Below are 23,693 nucleotides of genomic sequence, written 5' to 3' on the forward strand. Positions count from 1 at the left end.
CGGTATCCGAAGCACCGAACACCTGCTCGTCACCACCGACCCGGGAGGGGCATCCCCCATGAACGTCGTCGTGAACTCCGCGCAGAACTCCTCGGCCCATCCGGCGCTCGGCTCCGCCGGGCACTTCGACGACCGTTTCGCCCTGCTGACGGCCCGGGCCGGCCTGGAACCGGAGCTGGCGCAGCGTTACACCGACGACCCGGCCTCGGTGCTCGCCGAGTTCGGCCTCACGGCGGCCGAGCCCGTCTTCGCCGGTGCCGCCTCCCTCGACGACCACGGCATGAGCGGCTGGGACCTGGTCATCGACGATCTGGACCGGGTCTCCGGCCCGCCGGCCGACTCCCCCGCCATCGGCACCGCCACCTGGGCCCACCTGGTACCGGGCGAAGCCGCCGAGGCGGCCTTTGCATGACCGTTCTCGGGGGGACCGGGAGCGTGGAGCTGCCGGTGGGGTTCAAGAGACACCTGCGGGTGGAAGCGGTCGAGGGCGACGCCGTCTACCTCCTGTCGGAGCGGGGCACGACCGCGTTGCAGGGCCGGGAGATCCAGGAACTCGCGGCCCTGCTGGACGGCACCCGCACGCTCTCCGGCGTCCTGCGGGAAGCCACCGCTTCACTGCCCGCCGCCGCCGCGGCCCGGATGATCGCCGAGCTGGCCAGGGCGGACCTGATCGGCTACCACGATCCGGCCGCCGACGCCGGGGCCGAGGGGTACTGGGAACTCTCCGGTCTCAACGGCCCCACCGCCGCGGCCTTGCTGCTGAGCACCCCGGTGGAGCTGGTGACGCTCGGCCGGGTGGACCGGGAGGCGGCCCTCGCCCAGTGCGCCGCGGCCGGGCTGCGGATCTCCGGTGACGGGGAGGAGGACGCGGCGGGGCTCACCCTCGTCCTGTGCGACGACTACCTGGACCCGCGGGTGGGCCGGGCCGGCGCCCGGTGCCGGACGGCGGGACGTGCCTGGCTGCCGGCCAAGCCCTGCGGCACCGAGACATGGGTGGGGCCGGTGTTCGAGCCCGCCGAGGGTGCCTGCTGGACGTGCCTGGCCCACCGGCTGCGGGGCCACCGCGCCTCGTGGGCCCCGGTGCTGAGGGCCCTGGGGGCGGTGGCCGGGACGGTGCCCGTGCCGGAGGTCTCCCTGCTGACCGTACGCGCGCTGGGGATGCACACCGCGATGCTGGAGGCGGCGAAGTGGGTGGCGGGGCTGCGGTACGAGGGGCAGCGGTCCGTCTGCGCGCTGGACACCCGGACCCTGCGCACCCGGCAGCACCCGGTGACGCGCCGTCCGCAGTGCTCCGAGTGCGGTGACCCCGGGCTGGTCGCGGAGCGGGTGGGCCGCCCCTTCGTGCCGGTGCCGCGCGCCAAGTCCCTTACGGTGGGCGGCAACCACCGGGCGCACAGCGCCGAGACGGTGCTGAGTCGCTACCGGCATCTCGCGGACCCGCTCACCGGAGTGGTCTCCGAACTGCGCCCCGCGTCCGACTCCCCGGACGGGCTGCACCGCTACGTGTCCGGGCGGAACCTGGCCATCGGTGACTGCCACTCGCTGGACCGGCTGCGCGGCGGACTGCGGGCGCAGAGCGGCGGCAAGGGGACGACCGCCGAGGAGGCCGAGGTCGGCGCGCTGTGCGAGGCGCTGGAGCGCTACAGCGGCACCCGGCACGGTGACGAACCGGTGGTGGTCGACACGCTGACCGGGCTCGGCGGGGCAGCCCTGCACCCCAACGACTGCCAGCTGTTCGCCGAGGAGCAGTTCACGGACCGCGACCGGTGGAACCGTACGCACTCCGCCTTCCAGCAGGTGCCGCCGCGCTTCGACGCCGCGGAGCCCGTGGAGTGGACGCCCGTCTGGTCGCTGACGGCCGGGGCGCAGCGGCTGCTGCCGACCTCGATGCTCTACTTCGGCCCGGGGCCCGGCGGCACGCCCCGTGCCCCGTGGGCCGACTCCAACGGCAACGCCGCGGGCAGCAGTCCGGAGGACGCCGTCGTCCAGGGCTTCCTCGAACTGGTGGAACGGGACGCGGTGGCCCTGTGGTGGTACAACCGCACCCGGCAGCCGGCCGTCGACCTGGACGCGTTCGACGAGCCGTGGCTGGCCCGGACCCGCCAGGTCTACGAGCGGATCGGCCGCGACCTGTGGGTGCTCGACCTGACGGCGGACTTCGGCATCCCGGTGATGGCCGCGGTCTCCCGCCGCACCGGCCGGTCCGAGGAGCGCATCTCCTTCGGCTTCGGCGCCCACTTCGACGCCTCGCTGGCGCTGCGGCGCGCGGTGACGGAATTGGCGCAACTGCTTCCCTCGGACACGGCGACCTCCCGATCGGCAGGGCCGGAACTGGCCAATTGGTGGAGCGGGGCCACCGTGCAGAATCAGCCATACCTCTGCGCAGATCCAGCCGAAACGCCCCGAGGCCCGGCGCATTACCCCTGCGTCGCGCACGACGACCTGCGGGATGACATCGCGTACGCGGAGCGGATGGTACGGGCCCATGACATGGAGTTGCTGATACTGGATCAGACACGCCCTGACGTGGGCCTTCCCGTCGTAAAGGTGATCGTTCCCGGCTTGCGCCACTTCTGGGCACGATTCGCCCCGGGGCGGCTCTTCGACACCCCGGTGCAACTCGGCCGACGCACGGGCCCCCTCCCGTACGAAGAACTCAACCCCGTGGCGCTGTTCGTTTGATTTCACCGGTTCAAGACACGGTGGATGACAGCAGAAGAAAGACATAGCATGCCGTCCGCCACTGCTGTTCCGTGCCGAGGGGACGTTCATGCCGACGACGAACGATGGCGCGAAATCATCACACACCCGCTCCTCCGGAAACGGGCGGCAGGCCGCGGACGGCACGGAGGGACCCTCCGCGGCCCCGGTCCCGCCGACGGACAGCCTGTCGCCCCGTTCCCACGTGCCGGCGCCGCGGCTGGCCCGGAGCGTCATCGTCGTGGCCCTGGTCTGCTACGCGGTCATGAGTGTGCTCAACGTCGTACGGACCCGGCCGCAGACGGCCGTACTCGTCGCCTGCGTCGGCCTCGCGCTCACGGTCTTCACCGTGCAGTTCCTGGTCTCCTCGCCGCGCGCGCGCCACTGGTCGGCCCGGCGCAAGACGGGGGTGCTCGTCCTCCAGGCGCTCCTGACCTATCTGCCCCTGTTCTGGTTCAGCACCAACTGGGGTGCGATGCAGGGGCCGTTCGCGGCCACCCTGCTGCTGATGCTCCCGGTGCGGACCGGCTGGTACGCCTACGGGCTCCTGATCGCCTCCATCCCCCTCTACAACTGGCTGGCCGGGGCCGGGCCCGACCTGATCCTCTACTTCACCATCTCGGGCATGCTCAGCGGGCTCGTGATCTACGGCCTCACCCGACTCGCCGACCTGGTCCAGGAGGTGCACGACACCCGGGAGGAACTGGCGCGGATGGCGGTGACCCAGGAGAGGCTGCGGTTCGCCCGCGACCTGCACGACCTGCTGGGCTACAGCCTCTCCGCCATCACCCTCAAGGGGGAGCTGATCCAGCGGCTGATCCTCAGCCGGCCGGAGAAGGCGCGCGCGGAGACCGCCGACCTGCTGGCGGTGGCCCGCCAGGCGCTGTCGGACGTGCGGCTGGTGTCCAGCGGGTACCGGGACATGTCGCTCACCGACGAGGCGGAGTCGGCGGGGACGGTGCTCGCGGCGGCCGACGTACGGGCGCAGGTCGACGTCAGCTGCGGCCGGCTGCACCCCGTGGTGGACACGGTCCTGGCCACCGCGCTGAGGGAGGGGGTCACCAACATCCTGCGGCACAGCCGGGTGCAGACCTGCGTCATCAAGGCCCGGTCGGACGGAGAAACGGTCCGTCTCGGCCTGGTGAACGACGGTCCCGAGAAGCAGCCCGACCTCTTCTCCGCGCGCACCGGCGGGAGCGGGCTGGATAACCTGCGGACACGCTTCGCGGCGATCGGCGGCGGGCTGACAGCCGGGCTGCGGGAGGACGGACGGTTCCATCTGGAGGTCTGGGCGCCGATGAGACCGCAGAGCAACGACGGGCTGCTGGTCCTCGACCAGCCCGCCGCGGAGAGAACCGCGGTTGCCTGATCCACATCATCTGACCGGGGGTAACGATGCTGTCCGTGAGAATCCTCCTCGCCGAGGATGTCCACATGATCCGCGGCGCGCTGGTGGCGTTACTCCAGCTGGAGCCGGACCTGCACGTGGTCGCGGCCGTCGACCGGGGTGACACGATCGTCCCCGCCGCCCTGGCGTCCAAACCCGATGTGGCCGTGATAGACATCGACCTCCCCGGCATCGACGGGCTGACGGCGGCGGCCGAACTGCACGAGCAGCTGCCCAGCTGCCGCACCCTCATCCTCACCAGCCTCGGCCGCCCCGGCACCCTGCGCCGCGCCCTGTCCGCCCATGTGTCGGGCTTCCTGCTGAAGGACTCCCCGCCGGACCAGCTCGCCCTGGCCGTACGGTCGGTGGCGACCGGGCGGCGCGTGGTCGATCCCCAGCTCGCGCTCTCCGCCTGGGACTCCCCGGAGAACCCGCTCTCACCCCGGGAGCTGGAGGTGCTGCGGCTCGCCGCCCGCGGCGCCGAGGCGGCCGAGATCGCCGGCTGCCTCTACCTGTCCAAGGGCACGGTCCGCAACTACCTCACGGCCATCGTCGGCAAGCTGGGGGCGCGCAACCGGATCGACGCCATCCGGATCGCCGAGGAGGCGGGCTGGCTGCCGTGACCCGGCCCCGCCCTCCGGGGCGGGGCGCCGTGCCTGCCCCAGCAGCGCGTCCAGCAGGCCGTGGTCCAGGGTGGTGCCGGCCGACAGGTCCGTCAGTTCGCCGAAGCCCGTGTCGCAGACGGCGACACTGGCCACGTACCCCTCCCCCACGGGGAAGGTGCCGAACTGCCACTCGCCGCCGGGCACCGGGGTGCCGTCGGGGCGCACCAGCCGGGCGGTCCCGCCGTCCAGCGCGAACCCGAACTCCGTGAAGCGGAACCGCAGCCCCTGCCCCAGTGCCTTGCTGTACGCCTCCTTGAGGGTCCACAGCCGCACCATGGTGTCGTTGCGCCCGTCCTCGCCGCCGGCGTCGAGCCGTCCCTTCTCGTACGGGGTGCACGCCTGGCGTTCGGAGCCCGTGTGGGCGAGCCGGCGGTCCGCGCGCTCCACGTCCACCCCGATGCGTCCGCGCCGGGTGATGCCGACGACCATCGTCTCCTCGGTGTGGCTGAGGCTGACGTCGATCTGGTCGCAGCCGCGCACGTAGGGGCGTCCGCCCGGCTGGTAGGCGAGGTCCACCAGCTCCGGCCCGGTGCGCAGGGCGGCGGCCGCCACCTCCCGCAGGAACAGCCGTGAGGCGACGAAACGTTCCCGGACGCGGGGCAGGCCGATGGACTCGTAGCGTGCCCGGTCCCGGCCCAGGCGGAGGTGCAGCTCGGCGTCCGTGGCGCCGCGCGGGACCCAGCCGGGCACCGGGGCGTACACCACCACGCTTCCCGTGGCCGCCAGTTCGCGGTGCAGCCGGCCGTGCAGCTCGTCGCGCGGCTCCCCCGCCGGGCCGCCGGGGCGCCCTTCCGGCCCTCCGGCGTACAACGGGCGTCCCACCCGTGCCGGCATCTCAGGCTCCGGTCAGGGCCGCGGCCAGCGGACCGGCGTCGAGGGCCGAGATCACTCCCGCGAGGTCCACGGCGTCGCTCGCCGGGCCCTGGCAGACGGGGATGCAGGCGGGGCCGCCGGAGCCGCCCAGCCGCCGCAGGTAGGGGGTGAGGACGGCCTGCGGGCCGATCTCGACGACGTGGGTGGGGGCCTGCTGGGCGAGGAGGCCGCGGGCGGCGTCGGCGAACCGGACGGGCGCGGTGATCTGCTCGGTCCAGTAGGGGCCGTACAGCGGCTCGGTGGCGAGCCTGCCGTACACCGTGGAGTAGAACGGCACCCGGGCCGCCCCGCCCGCCGTCCGCCGGACGATCGCCTCGAACTTGGGGACCACGGAGGCCATCAGCGGCGAGTGGAAGGCGTGCGAGACCGCCAGGTGGCGGCAGCGCGTCCCCCGCCCGGCGAGGGCCGCCTCGATCCGTTCCAGCCCCGCCCGGTCGCCGGAGAGCACGACCGCCTTGGCCGCGTTGATGGCGCCGATGCCGACGGCGGGTTCGGCGGCGACGGCCTCGGCGGCCTCGTACGGGGTGAGGCAGGTGGCCATCATGCCGCCGCCCGGCGGCAGGTACTGCATGAAGGCGCCGCGCATCGACACCACCCGGGCGGCGTCCGCGAGGGACAGCGCGCCGGCGATCGTGGCCGCGGCGAACTCGCCGATGCCGTGCCCCAGCACCGCCACCGGCCGCACCCCCGCCTCCTGGAGCGTCCGCGCCAGGGCGTACTCGACGGCGAACAGGGCGGGCTGGGTGAGCGCGGTGCGGTGGATCCGGGGGTCGTCGGACAGGATGAGCCTGACCACCGACTCCTTGGTCCACGGGCTGAGCGCGGCGTCGGCCTCGTCCAGGAAGGTCCGGTAGCCGGTGGAGTTCAGGTACAGGCCGGACGTCATCCCCGGGTGCTGCGAGCCCTGGCCGGTGAAGACGAACGCGGCGCGGACCCGGCCGCCCTCCCCGCGGGTGTCGCGCATCGCCAGGAGGTGGGCGAGCCCGCGCACGGTGGGGTAGGCCCAGATGTCGTCCGGCTCGATCAGCGGGCCGAACTCCTCCTCGATGTCGCCGTAGAGGCTGAGGGCGGCGACGGAGTCCAGGCCCTCGGCCGTCAGGGAGGCGTTCTCGCCGACCGGGTGGCCGAGGTAGTGGGCCACCCGCTCGCTGAGCCATTCGCGGTGCGCCACGGTGAAGTCGTCCTGCTGACTCGGCGGTTTTTCCTGCATGACGGTGCTTCCTGTCCGGCTCTGGGGCGGGGGCGCCCGGTGCGGTCGGGGGGACGGTGGGTCCTCGGCCCGGGTGGGCTTCGGCGGCGGGCCTCTCGGGAGCCGTCGCCCCAGGGGGCGGACGGCGGCTCCTCAGGCGAGCGGCGAGCTGTAGAGGTCGTAGCTGCGCCGGTTGTGGAACCGCGCCATGACCTCGTCCAGGACCAGCCGTTCGCAGTCGGCGGGCCGGTCGGGCAGCGGCAGCCCGAGCCGTCCGGCCAGCCGGTAGAGCAGGGAGGTGATCCAGGCGGTGGTCCCGAGGAAGGCGCCGGCGGCGGTGTCGCGCTGCTCGCGCCAGACCCCCAGGGCCGCGGCCCCGGCGAGCACCAGCGTGTAGCGGTCGGCGAGGCCGAAGCTGTACGGACTGGAGAGGGTCTCCCGGTCGCCTTCCGGGATCTTCTCGAACGCCTTCTTGAGTTCGACGAGTTCACCCGTGAGCGTCCTGACCAGGAAGCGCAGCGCGGGCCCGCAGTCGTGCCCCCCGCCGGTCCCGCTCTCCGACTCCAGCAGGTCGGTGCAGGCGACGAGGGTCGCGGCCAGCGGGTCGCCGTCGCCCAGCAGGGCGGGCTGGGACAGGTCGAGCGGCGGCAGCTCCCCGTCCGGCCGGAACAGCGCGGCCGGCGCCTCCGGGTCGGCGAACCAGGCGTGCCGGGCGAAGTAGGGCAGCTGGGGCAGGATGCTGACCTGGCGGCCCGCGCTCCCGGCGTGGCCCAGCGAGGTGACCGGCAGGTCCCGGCGCTGCTTCTGGAACATGCCGTACGCGCCGTCCTGCGCGAAGGTCTCCTCACCGAGGACCGAGGACATCTCGTCCATGGACTCGGCCACCAGCTTGGGCGCCAGATAGGCCGCGGCGGCGGCGTAGGCGCTCATCTGGCGGGGCAGCAGATGGAGCGCCCGGGTGGCGACCAGGGCCAGGCAGTCGATGACCAGGAGGTCCAGGAAGCCGCCGGTCAGCACGGACCGTACGTGCTGGACGTCCAGCGAGGACCGGCCGTCGGCCCGTTCCCGGACCGCGAACCGGGCGACCGTGCGCAGGGCGGTGTCCGCGCCGGCCAGCACGATCGAGGGGATCAGGCCGCGGATCAGCAGCGAGGAGCGCAGGGACAGCTCGTAGCCGTCGCCGGGCGCGCCGAGGACCGCGTCCCCGGGCACCGGGCAGTCGGTGATCCGCAGCCCGCCGAACTCGGTGCTGCGCATACCGGTGGTGGTGTGGCGGGCCAGGTCCTCGACCCGTCCGGCCGGCAGCTCGTCCCGGTCGAGGAGCAGCACGCTGTGGGTACGTCCGCGCGGTGCGTCCTCCATCCGTGCGAAGACGACCAGGCCGGTGGCCCGGGAGGCGTTGGCGACGGCGGACTTGCTGCCGTCCAGGACCAGGCCGCCGGGCACGGTGCGCGCGGTGAACTCGTCGCGGACGAAGTCGTTGCCGTGCGCCACCTCGTGGCGGGCGACGGCGACCCGCCGTCCGCCGAGGAGCAGCCGGGCCGCGTGCCCGCGCTGCTCCTCGTTCCCCGCGGTCCACACGGGGGCGGTGGCGAAGAAGCAGTTGAGGCCGTAGCCGAAGCCGAGCGAGGCGTCCCGGCGGAAGACGGGACGCAGGATCCGGCCGAGCACGTCCATGCGTTCCAGCCGGCCGCCCACGTCGGCGGGGACGAACTCCGCGTTGAGGCCGAAGGCGTCCAGGACGGCTTCGGCCCCGGGCAGCACGCTGCCCGCCGCGTCGGCGGCGAGCAGGGCGTGGGCACCGAGCGGGTTGCCGGGGTCGTCGAGGGGGCCGAACGCCCTTTCCAGGTCGTCGATCCTCGCGAGGGCCGTGTTCATCGCCGCCTCCCGGCCGCCGCGGCCCGTCCGTCGTTCATCGCTGCCTCCCGGCTGCCACGAGCAGCTCGATCTCCGGCTCCATCCGCTGGTGCAGCGGGGTGATCTCGCCGCGCAGGAACAGCCGCCGCATGGCGGCCCGTTCCACCTTCCCGCTCGTGGTGCGGCGCACCGTACCCGGCCGCACCAGCAGCACGGCCGCGGCGCTCACGTCGTACTCCTCGCTCAGCCGCTGCCGTACGGCGTCGGAGAGGGCGGCCAGGTCGATGTCGTGCCGGCTGCGGGCGCGCAGTTCCTGGAGGAGGACGACGCGTTCGCGGCTGCCGGGCACGGAGAAGGCGGTGGCGGCGCCGAAGAGGGAGCTGACCTGCTGGGCGGTGCGCTCCAGGTCCTGCGGGTAGAGGTTGCGTCCGGCGAAGACGATCATGTCCTTGAGGCGGCCGGTGACATGGAGCAGGCCGCCGTCGAGGGCGCCGAGGTCACCGGTGCGCAGATAGCCCGCTCCGCCGCCGTCGATCCGGTGGCCGAAGGAGGCGGCCGTCTCGGCCGGCCGGGCCCAGTAGCCGGGCCCGACGCTCTCGCCGCGCACCCAGATCTCCCCCACGGTGTTGTCGGGGAGTTCGCGGTGGGTGACCGGGTCGACGACGCGTACCTCGGTACCGGCCGCCGGGCCGCAGTGGGCGAGGACCCGCGCGGGCGCGCCGGGGGCGGGGGCGGCCAGCACACCGGCCTCCAGAGCCCCGGCGTCGACCGTGCGCGAGGCGGCCTCGGGTGCCGTGCGGGCGCCGGTGACCAGCAGGGTCGCCTCGGCCAGGCCGTAGCAGGGGGCCAGGGCGCCGGGTCTCAGGCCGGCCGGGGCGAAGCGTTTTGCGAAGGCGCTCAGGGTGGTGGGGGAGATGGGCTCGCCGCCGTTGACGGCGGTCTCCCAGCCGGACAGGTCCAGCCCGGCGAGCTGCGTGTCGTTGATCCGGCGGACGCACATCTCATAGGCGAAGTCGGGGGCGCCGCTCACGGTCAGCCGGTAGCGGGAGACGGTCTCCAGCCAGTTCGCGGGCCGCTTGACGAACGCGGCCGGGGACATCAGCACACTGGTCCCGCCGAGCCACAGGGCGTGCAGCAGCTGCCCGGCCAGCCCCATGTCGTGGTGGAGGGGGAGCCAGCCGCCCGTCCGGACACCGGGGCGGGTCCCCAGGGCCTCGGAGATGGCCCGCTGGTTGGCGAGCAGGCTGCGGTGGGTGACGACCACACCGTGCGGGGCGCGGGTGGAGCCGGAGGTGTACTGGAGGTAGGCGACGGTGTCCTCGGTGGGCGTGTACGGCTCCCAGGGCTCCGCGGACTCCCGGACGGCCTGCCCGTCGACGGGCAGGCACACCACGTCGCCGTGCCCGGTGCGGGCGAGCAGCCGGGAGACCTCGGGCGCCTCGTCGAGGGTGGTGAGGACGCAGGCGGCGGCCGCGTTCTTCACGATCCCGCCGATGCGCTCGTCGTGGTGGCCGTGCCCGCCGGGCGGGGCGACGGGGACCGCGACGGCCCCGGCGTACAGGCAGGCGAGGAAGGCGGTGGCGAACGGTCCGTTCGCGCGGTGGGCGATCAGCACCCGGTCGCCCACCGCGGTGTGCCGGCGCAGGACGGCGGCCAGGGCGCGGGCCGCGCGGTCCAGTTCGCCGTAGGTGACCGTGCGGGGCACCAGACGGCCCTCACGCTCGGTGAGGAGGATCAGCGCCTCCCGGTCCGGCGTCTTCGCGGCCTGGGCCTGGATGTGTTCCGTAAAGGTCCGGTGACCTGTCACGTCTCCCCCTCCCTCGGTGTGCGGCGAGTCCCGCTTCACGGCGCGGTCCAGGTGGCCGGGTTGCGGTACCCGCCGCGCTTGACGGTCCATCCGGCGTAGGCCGCCCTGGTCTCCTCGTCCGGCTCGCCCGCGCGGCGTGCCAGGGCGAGCAGTACGGCGGTCACGGCCGCGAGTTCCGCCTCGTCGGGCCGTCCGCGGACCACGGTGATACGCATCGGATTCGCCATGTGACCAGAGTGCGCCCGGCCGCTCGAAGGGGGCTCGCGCCCCGGACGCGCCGGAGCCGGGGGCCCGTGGGCCCCCGGCTCCGTACGGCGCTCTCCCGGGGAGGCCCCTCAGAGGACGACGCTCTCGTACGCCACGTGGCGGCAGCGCTCCACGGACAGGTCGGCGACGCGCCGCAGCTCCGTGGCGACCGCCCGGTGGCCGGGGTCCGCCTGGGCGCGGTCGCAGGACCGGGCGTCCTGCCACCACTGGACGCCGGTGTAGACGTCCGGGCGGAGGGTGGAGCGCAGCAGGTCGCTGCCGCCGTAGCCGCCGAGCCGGGCGAGGTGCTCGTTGCCCTCGGCGAACCACCGCTCGTAGGCCGCGGGGTCGCTGCGGACCCTGGCCCGGGTCAGGACGACGGTCGCGGAGTCGGTCACCGCGTTCCCCCGCAGTACCCGCGAGACGCTCACGGCCTGGTCCACCTCGGTCTCGACCATCGGCCCCAGCTGCCTGACGTGCTTCTGGAACGTGTCGTCGTGGACGGTGTCCAGGAAGCCGCGGGAGGTCCGCCAGTGCCCCAGGTGGACGTACACCTCGGGGCGTTCCACGAGCTGGACGGTCACCAGGAAGGCGAAGCCCTCCCGCCGGCGCAGGTACTGGGAGTGGTCGCGGAACGCGCGCTCGAAGCGTTCCGTGTCCCCCTTCACCTGGAACCGGTTGATCACCGTGAGCGGTGCTTCCCGGTTACGCCCGTGCACGCGCTTCCTCCGCGAACTCCTTGGCGTGGCGCAGGGTCGTGGAGCTGTTGGTACCGAGGGACCTGCGGACCAGCGCACGGGCCTCGGCGAGGGTGGCGTCCGGTCCCAGCGCCGTCCTGACGCCCTCCGGGTCCAGGGTGACGGTGTGCCAGGAGGTCGCCCGGACGGTGCCGTCGCCGAGGGACTCGATCACCCAGCGGCCGGTGTGGCCGGCCATCGCGACCGGGACCCGCAGCTGCTTGTAGACGATGACGTGGCGGTCCTCGAAGCAGACGCGGACCGAGGTGGTGTTGTGCGTGGAGCCGTCCGGGCTGCGGGTGTCCATGTCCATGTGCTGGATGCCCTGTTCGTCCTCGTCGAGGTCGAGGCGGGCCACGTGGGGCAGCCGCTCGGGCCACAGGTCGGCCCGGTCGAGGAAGGCGAAGACGTCGCCGGCGGCGCCGAAGACCGTCTCGGAGTCGCTGAAGGTGAAGTGGAGCTCCTCGCGGCGCCCGCCGAGTTCGGCGGTGTTCTTCAGGGCGAGGAGTTCGGCGCGGCTGTTGGTGTCGACGGCCCGCTCGATGAGCTCCTCGGCGGCCGGATCGTCGTCGACCGCCCGGTAGTCGTGCAGCAGGGTGACGCGGCTGGAGCCGTCCTCCAGCTCCTGGACGCGCCACTCGCCGCCCATCGAGGCGACCGGGGCGGCGGTGACGACCTGGCGGAAGGTGACGCTGCGGGTCGCCGGGTCCAGGACGCGGCGCGAGGTCCAGGTGCGGACCTTGTCGCCGGCGACGGCCCAGATACGCAGCAGCTGCTCGCCGCCCTCGGCCGGGGCCTCCTCCAGCACCTCGACGTGCACGGTGGGGCCGAACACCTGGGGCCACTCGGTGACGTCCGCGACGAGGGCGTAGACGGCGTCGGGTGACGCGCCGACGGTGACGGAGTGCTCCGTGACGTGGAGTGCTTCGGTCTCGGTCGTAGCGGTGGGTGCCACGGCGAACCTTCCCTTCGAACAGTCCGCAGCAGGGCGGATCACGAGGCTTGCATGGATGACTTGAGCGGAGGTGGAGAGCGGCTGGACGCGTGCTCAGACGGGGTCCGGGGCCGGACGTTCGAGGATGTCGAGGACGGCGCAGCCCCAGCTGTAGCCCGCGCCGACGCTGATCAGCACGACCCGGTCGCCGGGGGCCGCCCTGCCGGAGGACGTCAGGTGGTCCAGGCCGGCGAACTGGTCGCCCGCGCCCAGGTGTCCGACGGTGCGGCTGAAGTCCCAGGTGGTCCGGGCGGGGTCGATGCCGAAGGGCTTGTAGTAGATGGCGGCCAGACGGCGGCGCCCGAAGTGCGGCAGCACCACCCAGTCGGCGTCCCCCAGTTCGGATCCGGCGTCGGCCAGCGCCTGCTTGATGACGGTCTGCTGGCCGTTGTGGGCGCGGGTGATGGCGTACGAGATACCGGTACGGCCGGTGAAGGAGCGTTTGGCCGCCTCGAAGTCGACCGGCATCCGGTGGCCGAACGGGGCGGTGGTGAACGGGTCGTCGCCGCGGTGCAGCGGTTCCAGTTCGGGGTCGGCGTGCATGGCGAGCGAGACCAGCCGGGCGTAGCCGCCGCGCCGGGAGAGCACCAGCGCGGTGGCACCGTCGGCGTAGGGGGTGCCGGGGTCGGTGTTCCAGCGGTCGATACCGGGGGCGCAGAAGCGGTCGGCGGTGGTGAGCAGCGCGTCACCGCGGCCGTGGCCCGCCCTCAGGTAGGCGGTGGCCAGGTCGAGCGCGGCGAGCCCGCCGTTGGACATCTGCCGGATCTCCACGGCCTGGCAGGAGTTGCCGAGCGCCTCGCGCTGGATGTAGGAGGCGACCGGCCACAGGTCCTGGCCCTGGTGGTAGGTGTCCGCGTGCAGCAGCAGATCGACGTCGCCACCGTGCGTGCCGGCCCGCTCCAGGGCGGTCCTGGCGGCGGTGGCCGCCATCTCCGCGGCGGACTCGTCGGGTGAGTGGGCCACCGATTCCATGGCCGCGCCGGCGGCCACCCGGGGCGGGCAGGCGCCCGAGGCGACGGCCTCGGCGACCGGGATGCGGGCGGGGAGCCTGACGGAGGTCCCCCGTATGTAGACGTCTTCGAGACGCACCTGTCACTCCAAGAGGGTCGGGACTCAGCCCGCTGTCACGGCGGTCAGGCGCGGGGCTTCCTCGGCCCGGCCCGGCGGTCCGTCCAGCAGGACGTAGTGGACGGCGTCGAGGAGGGCCTGCCAGCTGGCGGCCGTGGTGTTGCCGTCCACGCCGACGGTGCCCCAGCGGCGGTCGCCGGCCCGGTAGGAGATCAGCACCCGGGCGGCGGCGCCGCTCCCGGTCTCGCCGCTGAGCACCCGTACCCGGTAGTCGACGAGCTCCAGCTGCGCCAGCACCGGGAAGCAGGGGTCCAGGGCGGTGTGCAGCGCGGTGTCCAGGGCGTTGACGGGGCCGTTGCCCTGACCGCTCGCGGTGACGGTGCGGCCCTGGACCTTCAGCCGCACGAGGGCTTCGGTGCGGACCTCGCCGACGTGCGTGCCGGAGACGCCGACGGACCACGACTCGACCTCGAAGGGGTACGGGGCCGGGCCCTCGCCGCCCAGCTCCTCACGCAGCAGCAGCTCGAAGGAGGCGTCGGCGGACTCGAAGCTGTAACCGGCGTTCTCCAGCTCCTTGACGCGGGTCGCGGCGCGGGCCACCTCCTCGGAGCCGGCCTCGACCTCGTAACCGAGTTCGCGGGCCTTGAGCTCGATGGAGGAGCGCCCGCCCATGTCGGAGACCAGGGTGCGCATCATGTTGCCGACCAGCTCGGGGGTGGTGTGCTGGTAGAGGCCGGGGTCCACGCGCAGGGCCGAGGCGTGCAGCCCCGCCTTGTGGGTGAAGGCGGCCCGGCCGATGTAGGGGGCGGCGACGGTGCCGGGCACCTCGGTCAGCTCGGCTACGGCGTGGCCGACGGCGGCCAGTTCCCGCAGCTTCTCCAGCGGGACGACCTCGCGGCCGCGCTTGAGGACGAGGTTGGCGGCTACGGTGAACAGGTCGGCGTTGCCGCAGCGTTCGCCGTAGCCGTGGGCGGTGCCCTGGGCGTGGACGGCGCCCGCGTCCACGGCCGCCATGGTGTTGGCGACGGCGCACCCGGTGTCGTTGTGGCAGTGGATGCCGAGCCGCACGCCGGTCATGGCGTAGGTCTCGGCGACGACCGCGCCGACCTCGTCGGGCAGCGAGCCGCCGTTGGTGTCGCACAGGACGACGGTCTCGGCACCGGCCTCGGCCGCGGCCCGGACGACGGCCAGCGCGTACTCGCGGTTGAGCTGGTAGCCGTCGAAGTAGTGCTCGGCGTCGACGAAGACCCGGCGTCCGGCGTGCACCAGGTGGCGCACGGTGCTGCTGATCATCGCGAGGTTCTCGGCGAGGGTGGTGCGCAGTGCGTTGCGCACGTGCCCGGTGTGGCTCTTGGCGACCAGGGTGACGACCGGGGTCTCCGCCTCCAGCAGGGCGCGTACCTGCGGGTCGACGGCGGCCTGGACGCCGGGCCGGCGGGTAGCCCCGAAGGCGGCGAGCACCGCGTTCTCCAGGACCAGTTCGGTGCGGGCCCGGCGGAAGAACTCGGTGTCCTTGGGCACGGCACCGGGCCAGCCCCCCTCGATGAAGCCCACCCCGAGGCCGTCGAGCCGGCGTGCGACGGCGAGCTTGTCCTCGACCGTCAGCACCATGCCTTCCTGCTGGGTACCGTCGCGCAGGGTCGTGTCGTAGAGCTGGAAACTCTGCTCGGCCATCGTCCCTCCCCTTCTCGGTGTCCGGCGAACGGCCGGCGTCTCCGGCTGCCGGTGACCAGCGTCCGGCGGGTATGCGGAGGATCGCTGGAGCCCAGGTCGATCCCCCGTGGCCTCGGCGGGACGCACCGGAACGGCGGCCCGGGGCGGGTGTTCCGCCCGGGGCCGCCGCCCGCGAGGGGGGTACCGGAGGGGGGCCGCCGGGCCGGGGGCCCTGGTCGCGGCCGTGGTCGCGGGCCTGGTCGCGGCCGTTCGGCCGCCGGCCGCGAAGGGCCGGGCCGGGCGAAGGGTCACCGGGTCACCGGGTCACCGGGTCACCGGGTCACCGGGTCACCGGTGGAGCATCGCCCGGGTGCGGCTGAACCGTGGCGCGGGGGCGCCGGGGGCGCTCCCGCGGGCCCGCTGGTGCGGGTGGAGGGCGGCTTCGTCGAGACTGAGGACGGGGGTGACACAGGCGTCGGTGTCCTCGAAGTGCCCTGCCCAGGCGTCGCGGTCGCGGCGCAGGAACCGGTCGGCGAACGCCCGCCGCAGGGCCGGCCAGTTCGCCGGGTCCTGGCGGTCCGGCAGCCGGCCCGGGTCGAGGGCGAGGCCGTCCAGGAGGGCGGCGTAGAAGCGGTCCTCCAGGGCTCCGACGGCGACGTGGCCGCCGTCGGCGCAGGCGTAGCAGGTGTAGAAGGGAGCGCCGCCGTCCAGCAGGTTGGTGCCCCGCCGGTGCTGCCACCGGCCGGTGTCCGCCATGGCGACGGCCATGCCCAGAAGGCTGTTGACCCCGTCCAGGATCGAGGTGTCCACGACCTGCCCCCGGCCGGAGGTGTACCGCTCGACGACGGCCGCGAGCACCCCCGCCACCAGGTACATCGCACCACCGCCGAAGTCGCCCAGCAGGTTGAGGGGCGGCACCGGGGGGCCGCCCGCCTCTCCCGTGGCGTACAGGGCACCGGTGAGGGCCAGGTAGTTGATGTCGTGCCCGGGGGTACGGGCGAGCGGGCCGTCCTGGCCCCACCCGGTCATCCGGGCGTAGACCAGCCGCGGGTTGCGGCGCAGGCAGGTCTCCGGGCCGATGCCGAGGCGTTCGGCGACCCCGGGGCGGAAGCCCTCCACGAGGACGTCCGCGGTGTCCGCCAGGCGCAGCAGCTCCTCGGTGCCGGCCGGGTCCTTCAGGTCGAGGGCGACCGTCCTGCGGCCCCGGTCCAGTTCCCGGTGCCAGTCGGCGAACGCCCTTGCGCCGTCGGCCCGTTCGACTCTGAGGACATCGGCGCCGAGGTCGGCGAACATCATGCAGGCGAACGGGACCGGCCCGATCGCCGACAGTTCGAGGACCTTCAGGCCGTCCAGCGGTCCGGCCCCGGTGACTGGGGACATCACTCCTCCTCCTGGTCGCTCCCGGCCCGGCCCCGCCTGGTCACGGGTACCGGGCGTGCAGGGTGCGGCCGCCGCCTCGGGCCCGGGACGAGGCGGGGCGGAGCCGGGACCGGTCCCTCGGCCCCGCCCCGCCCCGGTCCTCCTCGTACGCCCCGCCCCTCCCCGTACGCCCCGCTCTCCGCGCCCGCTCGACCGGCGCACCAGCCCGGCCGGTTGTACTGGCGCCGGCCGGACCCCGCACCGGCGTCGTCCGGCCGGTTCCGCCGGGCCGTACAGCCGAGGCCGGGAAGGCGGTCTCCCGGGTGGACCCGGCTCGCGGGAAGGAGGACGCCCTCGCCACCGGACAGTCGTCCGCCCCGGACGGATGCCCGCTCCGGGCGGAGGCATGGACGTCGCAGCGCGCCGGGCACCGGAGGGCTCCACCCGCGCCCCACCAGGAGCAGTCGCACAGCCGTGCGCCGCACCACCGTGTTCCACCACTTCCACGGACCCTTCACGGACCGGAGAGGATCGATCCACTGTGACCATCAGCGACCTGGAGTCAGCTGTCCCCGCCGAGGCGGAGGCGCAGACCTTCCCGTACAAGCGCCAGTGCCCCTTCACTCCCCCGCGCGCCTATGCCGAGATGACCGAGAAGGACGTCTCGCAGGTCACTCTGGACGGTTCCGGCCTGCGCATATGGACGGTGACGAACTATCAGACGATCCGTGAGCTGCTCACCGATCCGCGGCTGAGCGCCTCCCGCAGGCACGACAACTTCCCCTTCTACTTCGTGGCCCCGCCGGAGTACCGCACCGAGACCTCGTTCATCGGTTACGACGGCAAGGAGCACAGCAGTACCCGCCGCAAGGCCGCGCTGACCTTCACCCACCGGCAGGTCCAGCGGCTGCGTCCTCGGATCGAGGAGATCGTCGACGACCACCTGGACCGGATGCTGGCGATGGAGGGCCCGGTCGACTTCCACCGGGTCTTCTCGCTGGCCGTGCCGATGACGGTGATCTGCGAACTGCTCGGCATCCCGCAGGACCAGCACGAGTTCTTCATCAAGCACGGCACCGCGCTGCTCGGCGGGCACAGCTCGACCGAGGAGCGGCAGGCCGCGATCGTCGAGGTCAACGCCTACATCAGCGAGCTCATCCAGCTGAAGAAGAAGGAGCCGGGCGAGGACCTGCTCAGCCGGGCGATGGCCGACTACGAGGCGTCCGGCGAGGAGTACACCGACCGCGACCTGTTCAACATGGTCCGGCTCCTGATGAACGGCGGCCACGAGACGACCGCCAGCCAGATCTCCCTGGGCACGGCCTGCCTGCTGGAGAACCCCGACCAGCTGCAACTGCTGCTGGACGACCCCTCGCTGGTGGTCCCGGCGGTGGAGGAGCTGGTGCGGTTCGCGACCATCGGGGACACCGCCGTGCCCCGGGTGGCGCTGGAGGACATCGAGGTCGCCGGCCAGGTCATCCGCAAGGGCGACGGCATCCTCTGCCTCGGCCTGGCCGCCAACCGCGACCCGGAGGTCTTCCCCGAGCCGGAGAAGCTGGACATCCGCCGGGGCAGCCGCAAGCACCTGGGCTTCGGGCACGGGGTCCACCACTGCATCGGGGCGGACCTGGCGCGCCTGGAGCTGCAGATCGTCTGGAGCAAGCTGTTCCAGCGCGTCCCGACGCTGCGGCTGGCCAAGCCCTTCCTGGAGATCCCCCGCAAGGAGGGCGCCGTGATCTACGGCCTGTGGGAACTGCCCGTCACCTGGTGACGGCCCCGGCGAGGGGGGTGCGGGAGCGCGGGAGCGCCCCGCACCCCCCTCTTCCCGTGCGGGCTCCCGTACCGCTTCGCGCACGACGGCACCCCCCGCGACCGGTCCGCGGGGGGGTGCCGTCGTGCGGGAAGGGGCCGCCTCTCTTCCTCAGGCCGCCGCCCTCCCGCCGCCGCCCTCGTGGAGGGCCGGCCTCTTCCGTACCGGCACGAACAGCGCGGCCACGAACCCGGCCACGGCGAACAGGGCGGCTCCGGTGAGGGCGAGGCCGTAACCGGAGGCCAGCGCGTCGGCAGGGGCCGCGCCCTCGGCTGCCCGGCCGTCGATACGGGCCGTGGCCAGGGCCGCCAGGACCACCAGGCCGGCGGCGCTGCCCAGTTGCCGGGTGGTGTTGAGGAGGCCGGAGGCGAGCCCCGCCTGGTGCGGGGGCAGACCCGCGGTGGCCGCGTTGGTGGTGGCGTTGAGCACCGCGCCCATGCCGAACCCGAGGAGCGCGGCCGGCCCGAGGACGTCACCGGTGTAGCCGGAGCCCGCGTCGACCGCGGACAGCCAGAACAGGGCGGCCCCGGACAGGCCGAGCCCGCCGAGCAGGATCGGCCGCGGCCCGGCCCGGGGCACCAGGCGGGCCACCCCCCAGCCTCCGAGGGCGATACCGAGCGAGAGCGGCAGATAGCTCAGCCCGGTGTGCAGCGGGCTGTAACCCAGCACCTGCTGGAGGACCAGGGTGAAGAAGTAGAAGGTGCTGAAGAGCGCCGCGATACCGAAGAAGGCCACCGCGTTCGCCGCGGCGACCGACCGGTTGCGGAAGACCCCCAGCGGCACCAGCGGGTCGCGGGCGTACGTGGCCTGGATGACCACGAAGGCGGCGAGCAGCGCCACCCCGCAGACCAGCGGCCCGAGCACCCGGGCGGATCCCCAGCCGTAGGTGTGGGACTCCGCGACGCCGTACACGGTGGCCATCAGCCCGGACGTCACGGTCAGGGCGCCGGGCAGGTCGAGTCCCCGGCCCGGGCCGTTCCGGCGCGGACCGGTCTCCGGCACGGACCAGCGGACGGCGGCGAACAGCAGGACGCCGATGGGGGCGTTGACCAGGAAGATCCAGCGCCAGGAGAAGTACTCGATGATCACCCCGCCGGCCAGCACACCGACCGCGCCGGCCGCCCCGGAGACCGCGCTCCACCATCCGAACGCCTTGGCGCGGGCGGCCGGTTCGGTGAAGGTGGTGCCGAGCACGGTGAGGGTGGCGGGGGTCATGACGGCCGCCCCGAGGCCCTGGAAGGCGCGGGCGAGCACCAGGGTCACCGGATCGTGGGCCGCTCCCCCGACCACACTGGCCAGGGTGAACAGCCCCACGCCGAGCAGGAAGACCCGGCGCTGGCCGAAGAGGTCGGCGAGCCGCCCGCCGAGCAGCAGGAAGCCGCAGACCACGACGGTGTAGGCGTTGTTCACCAAGTGCAGGTTGTGCTGGTCGAAGCCCAGGTCACCGGCGATGACGGGCAGGGCCACGTTCACCACCGAGGCGTCCAGTACGTTCATGAACTGGCCCAGGCAGCAGGCGGCCAGGACGAGCCGCAGCCTCCGGCCGCCGACCGCGCCGGGGGGCGGGGCCGTGTCACGTGTCCGATCGGTCACTGTCATACGGGCACACTGCGCCGCCGTGACGGACCGGGGGTCGGCCCGCGGTGGGGAACCGGTCGAGGCGCCGGAGGCGGTCGAGAGGGGCTCCACCGCGCCTGCAGAGGGATGACCCACAGTCCGGTTTCCGTAAGGGCTGTCCCGTCGTCCCGCCCGGCCGGCCGATATTCCCCGAGGAGAGCTAGCCATGGCCAAGATCACCTACCAGCATCCCAACGGAACCGTCACCGTGGTCGACGTCGAGGCCCCGAACACGGTCATGCGCGGTGCGAAACTCAACAACGTCGAAGGCATCGAGGCCCAGTGCGGCGGTTCCGCCCAGTGCGGCACCTGCCATGTGTACATCGACCCGGCCAACACCCTGCCGCTGCCCGCGATGGACGACGTCGAGGACGACGTCCTGTACGGAACGGCCTGCGAACGCTCGGAGTTCAGCCGGCTGAGCTGCCAGCTCCCGGTGTCCGACGCGATCGACGGACTGCTGGTGCACCTCCCCGAGGCCCAGAGCTGATGGCCGCCGACTCCGTGGTCGTGGCGGGGGCCGGCCAGGCCGGGGCCGACACCGCGGCGGCGCTGCGCGCCAAGGGCTTCACCGGCCGCATCACCCTCATCGGTGACGAACCGGGCGGGCCCTGCGACCGGCCGCCGCTGTCCAAGGGCTATCTGACCGGTGCGGTCGCCCCCGAGGAGACCGTGCTGCGCCCGCCGTCCTTCTACGCCGCCCAGGACATCGAGCTGATGGCCGGCCACCGGGTCGCCTCGGTCGACCGCGACCGGCACACCGTCTGCCTGGCGTCCGGGCTGCGGCTGCCCTACGGCACGCTGGTGCTCGCGACGGGCTGCCGTCCGCGCACCCTGCCGGTCCCCGGCGCGTCCCTGTCCGGGGTGCTGACGCTGCGCGGCACCGCCGACGCGGAGGACCTCCGGCTGCGGCTCAGCGGATCGCCGAAGCGGGTCGTGGTGGTCGGCGCGGGCTTCATCGGCCTGGAGGTGGCGGCCACCGCGCGCGGGCTCGGCCACGAGGTGACGGTGGTGGAGGCACAGCCGCGGGCCCTGGCCCGGGCGCTCACCCCCGTCATGGCGGAACGGGTCGTCACCGGACACCGGGACGCCGGGGTCCGCGTGCTGCTGGGCCGTGAGGTGACCGCGCTGTACGGCGACGGCACGGGCCGGGTCCGGGTGATGGAGCTGGACGGCGGCGAACGGATCGCCGCGGACCTGGTCGTCGTCGGGATCGGGGTGGTCCCGAACACGGACCTGGCCCTGGGCGCCGGACTCGGCGTCGGTGACGGCATCGTGGTCGACAGCCACCTGCGGACCGACGACCCGGACATCTACGCGATCGGTGACTGCGCCCGCTTCCCCAGCCCGTACGCCGGCCGGCACATCCGCCTGGAGTCGGTGCAGAACGCCACGGACCAGGCGCGCTGTGTCGCGGCGGCGATCTGCGGTGAACCGGCCCCGTACACCGCGGTGCCCTGGTTCTGGTCCGAGCAGTACGGCCTGCGGCTCCAGATGGCGGGCCTCACCGCCGCCCCGGACGAGACCGTGACCGTCGGCGACGTGGCGGGCGGGCGGTTCTCCGTCCTCTGCTTCCGCGGCGGCCTGCTGATCGGCGCCGAGTCCCTGAACCGCCCCGCCGACCACGGCATCACCCGCCGCCTGCTGGCCGCGGGCACCGGCCCGTCACCCGAGGCGGCCCGGGAACCGGGCTTCGACCTCAAGACCTTCGCCCGGCCCCCCGCGCCTGTGCGGGGCCGGGCACCCGTCCAGGAGAGACAGACCACCCCTGTCTGAACCACCGCGGCGAGACGGCCCGGCGCGAGGGTGCGCGGGCGGCCGGAGGAGCCCGACCGCGCCGGGCGGAACCCGCGCCGGAGAACCGCCGGCCGCACGCCGGAGGACCGGCGCGGTCAGGCCGGCGCCCTCTCGATGGCCTCGAAGACGTCGGCGTCGGTCTCCTGCTGCCAGGCAGGCAGATCGGCCCAGTCGGCCACGTATCCGGGCTTCGGGTCCTCGAAGTGCTTGAACATCTGAGCCGTCCAGCACGTGGCGACGAAGCGGCCCTTCTGCTCACGGGACAGACGTACCGTGGTGCCGCCGCTGACCTCGACGAAGTGGCGGACCTGCTCGTGGACGGCGCCCGCCGCCTCCCGCTCCCATTGCGGAGTGCCGTCCCACGGCGTGACATAGCCGGCCTTCGGCTCACCGGGGAAGTGCCGGAGGACTCCCGCGATCCATGCCTCCCGGAACAGTCGTGCACCCTCGGTCTGCGACATACCCACCCCTCTCGTCACGGCGTGCCCGGAACGGCGATCTCCGCCCCCAGCTCCGCCACACGGCGGTCATGGCCCAATGGCCTGAACTCCTTGCGCAGGCCCAGGAGTTTACGGACGACATAGCCGGACCCGGAGGACCTGGCCAACGCGAGGGCCTCCCTCCCGTACTCCACGGCCTGTTCCCCGTCCCGCCGCCTCGCACCGACGGCAGCCAGATCGGTGAGAACCGCTGCACGTCTCCGGTAGGACTGCCCGGGTGCCAGGGCCGTCTGCTCCAAGGCGCTCTTCAAGGCCCTCTCGGCCAGATCGAGACGGCCGAGTCGTACGTAGCGTGATCCTCGCTCCTCGGCCAGTCGCGCGCCGTCGAACCGGAGCCAACCGACGTCGAGGCTTTCCGGGGTGAGGTCGCGGACGGTCTCGGCCCGGTCCATCGCGCGCTCGCATGCATCCAGGTCGCCGAGCCCGGCGTACGCCTCGGCCTGGACGGATGCGACCCAGTGCCGGGTCGAGAGGCGGCTGTCCCCTCGGCCGGCCAGTCGCTCGGCCGCGCCAAGGATCTGCGCAGCCTGCTGATAGCGCTGCTCGGACATGTCCACGTAGGCGTGACGGACCAGCGCGCAGGCCCACAGGTCGTACGCCTCGGCGTCCTTGCCGACCGACGCGGCAAGCGCGTACGAAGCGGCGGCATCGGAGTACCGGTTACCGTCGAACGCCACCTCACCAGCCAGTTGGAAGAGATCGGCAGCCGCGCCCAACAAATGCCGTGTACTTCCACGGGAGCCCGCAAGCGCCTCGTTGAGTGTCGTCAACTGGTCCCGGACCACGGGGTAGACGGACCCCTTGGAACGAGCGAGTCGGTAGACCTGCCAGAGATGCCCGTTCATGCGCGCGAAGTCGGCAGGCGCTCCCCGGCGGACGCCCTCGGCCAGAGCCTCGGCCTCCTCAGCAGGCAGAGCGGTCAGAGCACCACTGACCGTCAATATGCGGAGGAACTCACGGCGGATCATTTCGTCGGGGTCTCCCACACTTGAGGAGTCGCTGGAACGGAGACCGGGGGCCTCCTGGTCTGCGGCTCGTGGCGGCTTCAGGAAGATGTCCAGCTCGCGAAGACCGATGCCGAGGGCTGCGGCCAGACAGCGCCGCTGAGGCGGCTGGGGAGCCACCCTTCCACTTTCCCAGCGTCCGACCGTTGTGCGGTCCACACCGAGCAACTCAGCCAATTCCTCCTGACTGTAGCCCAGTGCCCGGCGTTGTTCCGCCAGTCCCACGGCGCTCCTCTCACCGGCTTCGGCCTTTTCGGCGCCCGTGCACGGATCTGCGCCAAGACTGCCGCATCAATGCCGTGGAGATCCCGGACTCCCGGCGGTTTCCTGGATATCCCCCCGGACGAGCAAGGGGATTCACAAAGGAGTTCGGTAATGATCACGAGAGGCGAGGCTTCGAGACCCGTCCCGGACGACATCGCGCGGGCTG

Annotated in this window: 19 protein-coding genes and 1 pseudogene; 7 read left to right on the forward strand and 13 right to left on the reverse strand. The window is 73.3% G+C overall.

The window, feature by feature from the left end:
- Positions 1 to 58: 58 nt before the first annotated feature.
- The 4 genes from CP967_RS10215 to CP967_RS10230 all read left to right on the forward strand — a co-directional run bounded on the left by CP967_RS10215 (position 59) and on the right by CP967_RS10230 (position 4,710).
- On the forward strand, positions 59 to 412 hold the full coding sequence (locus CP967_RS10215; RefSeq protein ID WP_150487673.1) for a hypothetical protein: 354 nt from the start codon (positions 59 to 61) through the stop codon (positions 410 to 412).
- Positions 409 to 2,682: a TOMM precursor leader peptide-binding protein gene (locus CP967_RS10220; RefSeq protein WP_150487674.1), complete on the forward strand. Its 2,274-nt coding sequence runs from the start codon at positions 409 to 411 to the stop codon at positions 2,680 to 2,682. The genes CP967_RS10215 and CP967_RS10220 overlap by 4 nt, the downstream gene beginning before the upstream one ends.
- Before the next feature lie 223 nt (positions 2,683 to 2,905).
- Positions 2,906 to 4,069 carry a sensor histidine kinase gene (locus tag CP967_RS10225; RefSeq protein ID WP_229888184.1) on the forward strand — a complete coding sequence of 388 codons (1,164 nt, stop codon included), beginning with the start codon at positions 2,906 to 2,908 and terminating at the stop codon, positions 4,067 to 4,069.
- Between the two features lie 26 nt (positions 4,070 to 4,095).
- Positions 4,096 to 4,710, forward strand: coding sequence for a response regulator transcription factor (locus CP967_RS10230; protein ID WP_150487676.1), 615 nt, complete (start codon positions 4,096 to 4,098; stop codon positions 4,708 to 4,710).
- Positions 4,711 to 4,845: 135 nt separating this feature from the next.
- On the opposite strand, the pseudogene CP967_RS35200 reads toward CP967_RS10230, so the two are convergent.
- The 10 genes and pseudogenes from CP967_RS35200 to CP967_RS10280 all read right to left on the reverse strand — a co-directional run.
- A pseudogene (locus CP967_RS35200) lies at positions 4,846 to 5,586 on the reverse strand (4'-phosphopantetheinyl transferase family protein); the annotation flags it as partial.
- Position 5,587: 1 nt separating this feature from the next.
- Positions 5,588 to 6,835, reverse strand: a complete 1,248-nt coding sequence (locus CP967_RS10240) for an acyltransferase domain-containing protein (RefSeq protein WP_150487678.1) — start codon at positions 6,833 to 6,835, stop codon at positions 5,588 to 5,590.
- 132 nt (positions 6,836 to 6,967) lie between these two features.
- Positions 6,968 to 8,692 carry an acyl-CoA dehydrogenase family protein gene (locus CP967_RS10245; protein ID WP_150487679.1) on the reverse strand — a complete coding sequence of 575 codons (1,725 nt, stop codon included), beginning with the start codon at positions 8,690 to 8,692 and terminating at the stop codon, positions 6,968 to 6,970.
- A 34-nt stretch (positions 8,693 to 8,726) separates the two neighbouring features.
- Positions 8,727 to 10,478, reverse strand: coding sequence for a fatty acyl-AMP ligase (locus CP967_RS10250; protein WP_229888183.1), 1,752 nt, complete (start codon positions 10,476 to 10,478; stop codon positions 8,727 to 8,729).
- A 35-nt stretch (positions 10,479 to 10,513) separates the two neighbouring features.
- The gene (locus tag CP967_RS10255) at positions 10,514 to 10,705 is read right to left on the reverse strand and encodes an acyl-CoA carboxylase subunit epsilon (protein ID WP_150487681.1); all 192 of its coding nucleotides are present in this window, start codon (positions 10,703 to 10,705) and stop codon (positions 10,514 to 10,516) included.
- A 108-nt stretch (positions 10,706 to 10,813) separates the two neighbouring features.
- Entirely contained in the window at positions 10,814 to 11,443 is a 630-nt protein-coding gene (locus tag CP967_RS10260) for an antibiotic biosynthesis monooxygenase family protein (protein WP_150487682.1), read from the reverse strand.
- Positions 11,430 to 12,416: an aromatase/cyclase gene (locus tag CP967_RS10265; protein WP_150487683.1), complete on the reverse strand. Its 987-nt coding sequence runs from the start codon at positions 12,414 to 12,416 to the stop codon at positions 11,430 to 11,432. Before CP967_RS10265 ends, CP967_RS10260 begins: the two co-directional genes overlap by 14 nt.
- 93 nt (positions 12,417 to 12,509) lie before the next feature.
- A complete protein-coding gene (locus CP967_RS10270) occupies positions 12,510 to 13,544 on the reverse strand; it encodes a ketoacyl-ACP synthase III family protein (RefSeq protein WP_190174975.1) in 1,035 nt (344 codons plus the stop codon).
- 24 nt (positions 13,545 to 13,568) lie between these two features.
- Entirely contained in the window at positions 13,569 to 15,197 is a 1,629-nt protein-coding gene (cimA, locus tag CP967_RS10275; RefSeq protein ID WP_150487684.1) for a citramalate synthase, read from the reverse strand.
- 327 nt (positions 15,198 to 15,524) lie between these two features.
- Positions 15,525 to 16,556: a CaiB/BaiF CoA transferase family protein gene (locus CP967_RS10280; protein ID WP_150487685.1), complete on the reverse strand. Its 1,032-nt coding sequence runs from the start codon at positions 16,554 to 16,556 to the stop codon at positions 15,525 to 15,527.
- A 520-nt stretch (positions 16,557 to 17,076) separates the two neighbouring features.
- Here CP967_RS10280 and CP967_RS10285 point away from each other — a divergent pair.
- Positions 17,077 to 18,306 carry a cytochrome P450 gene (locus CP967_RS10285; RefSeq protein WP_229888182.1) on the forward strand — a complete coding sequence of 410 codons (1,230 nt, stop codon included), beginning with the start codon at positions 17,077 to 17,079 and terminating at the stop codon, positions 18,304 to 18,306.
- Between the two features lie 150 nt (positions 18,307 to 18,456).
- Here the strand turns inward: CP967_RS10285 and CP967_RS10290 are convergent, their stop codons facing one another.
- Entirely contained in the window at positions 18,457 to 19,944 is a 1,488-nt protein-coding gene (locus CP967_RS10290; protein ID WP_167535359.1) for an MFS transporter, read from the reverse strand.
- Between the two features lie 184 nt (positions 19,945 to 20,128).
- Here CP967_RS10290 and CP967_RS10295 point away from each other — a divergent pair, with 184 nt between their 5' ends.
- The gene (locus tag CP967_RS10295; RefSeq protein ID WP_150487687.1) at positions 20,129 to 20,452 is read left to right on the forward strand and encodes a 2Fe-2S iron-sulfur cluster-binding protein; all 324 of its coding nucleotides are present in this window, start codon (positions 20,129 to 20,131) and stop codon (positions 20,450 to 20,452) included.
- On the forward strand, positions 20,452 to 21,738 hold the full coding sequence (locus CP967_RS10300) for an NAD(P)/FAD-dependent oxidoreductase (RefSeq protein ID WP_150487688.1): 1,287 nt from the start codon (positions 20,452 to 20,454) through the stop codon (positions 21,736 to 21,738). The genes CP967_RS10295 and CP967_RS10300 overlap by 1 nt, the downstream gene beginning before the upstream one ends.
- 116 nt (positions 21,739 to 21,854) lie before the next feature.
- Here the strand turns inward: CP967_RS10300 and CP967_RS10305 are convergent, their stop codons facing one another.
- Both CP967_RS10305 and CP967_RS10310 read right to left on the reverse strand, forming a co-directional pair.
- Entirely contained in the window at positions 21,855 to 22,220 is a 366-nt protein-coding gene (locus tag CP967_RS10305; RefSeq protein ID WP_150487689.1) for a hypothetical protein, read from the reverse strand.
- A gap of 14 nt (positions 22,221 to 22,234) precedes the next feature.
- Positions 22,235 to 23,488, reverse strand: coding sequence for an NsdA family TPR-like regulatory protein (locus tag CP967_RS10310; RefSeq protein WP_150487690.1), 1,254 nt, complete (start codon positions 23,486 to 23,488; stop codon positions 22,235 to 22,237).
- Positions 23,489 to 23,693: the final 205 nt, after the last annotated feature.

Origin of the sequence: Streptomyces nitrosporeus (genome assembly GCF_008704555.1) — a bacterium.
GTDB classification, from domain to species: Bacteria; Actinomycetota; Actinomycetes; order Streptomycetales; family Streptomycetaceae; genus Streptomyces; species Streptomyces nitrosporeus.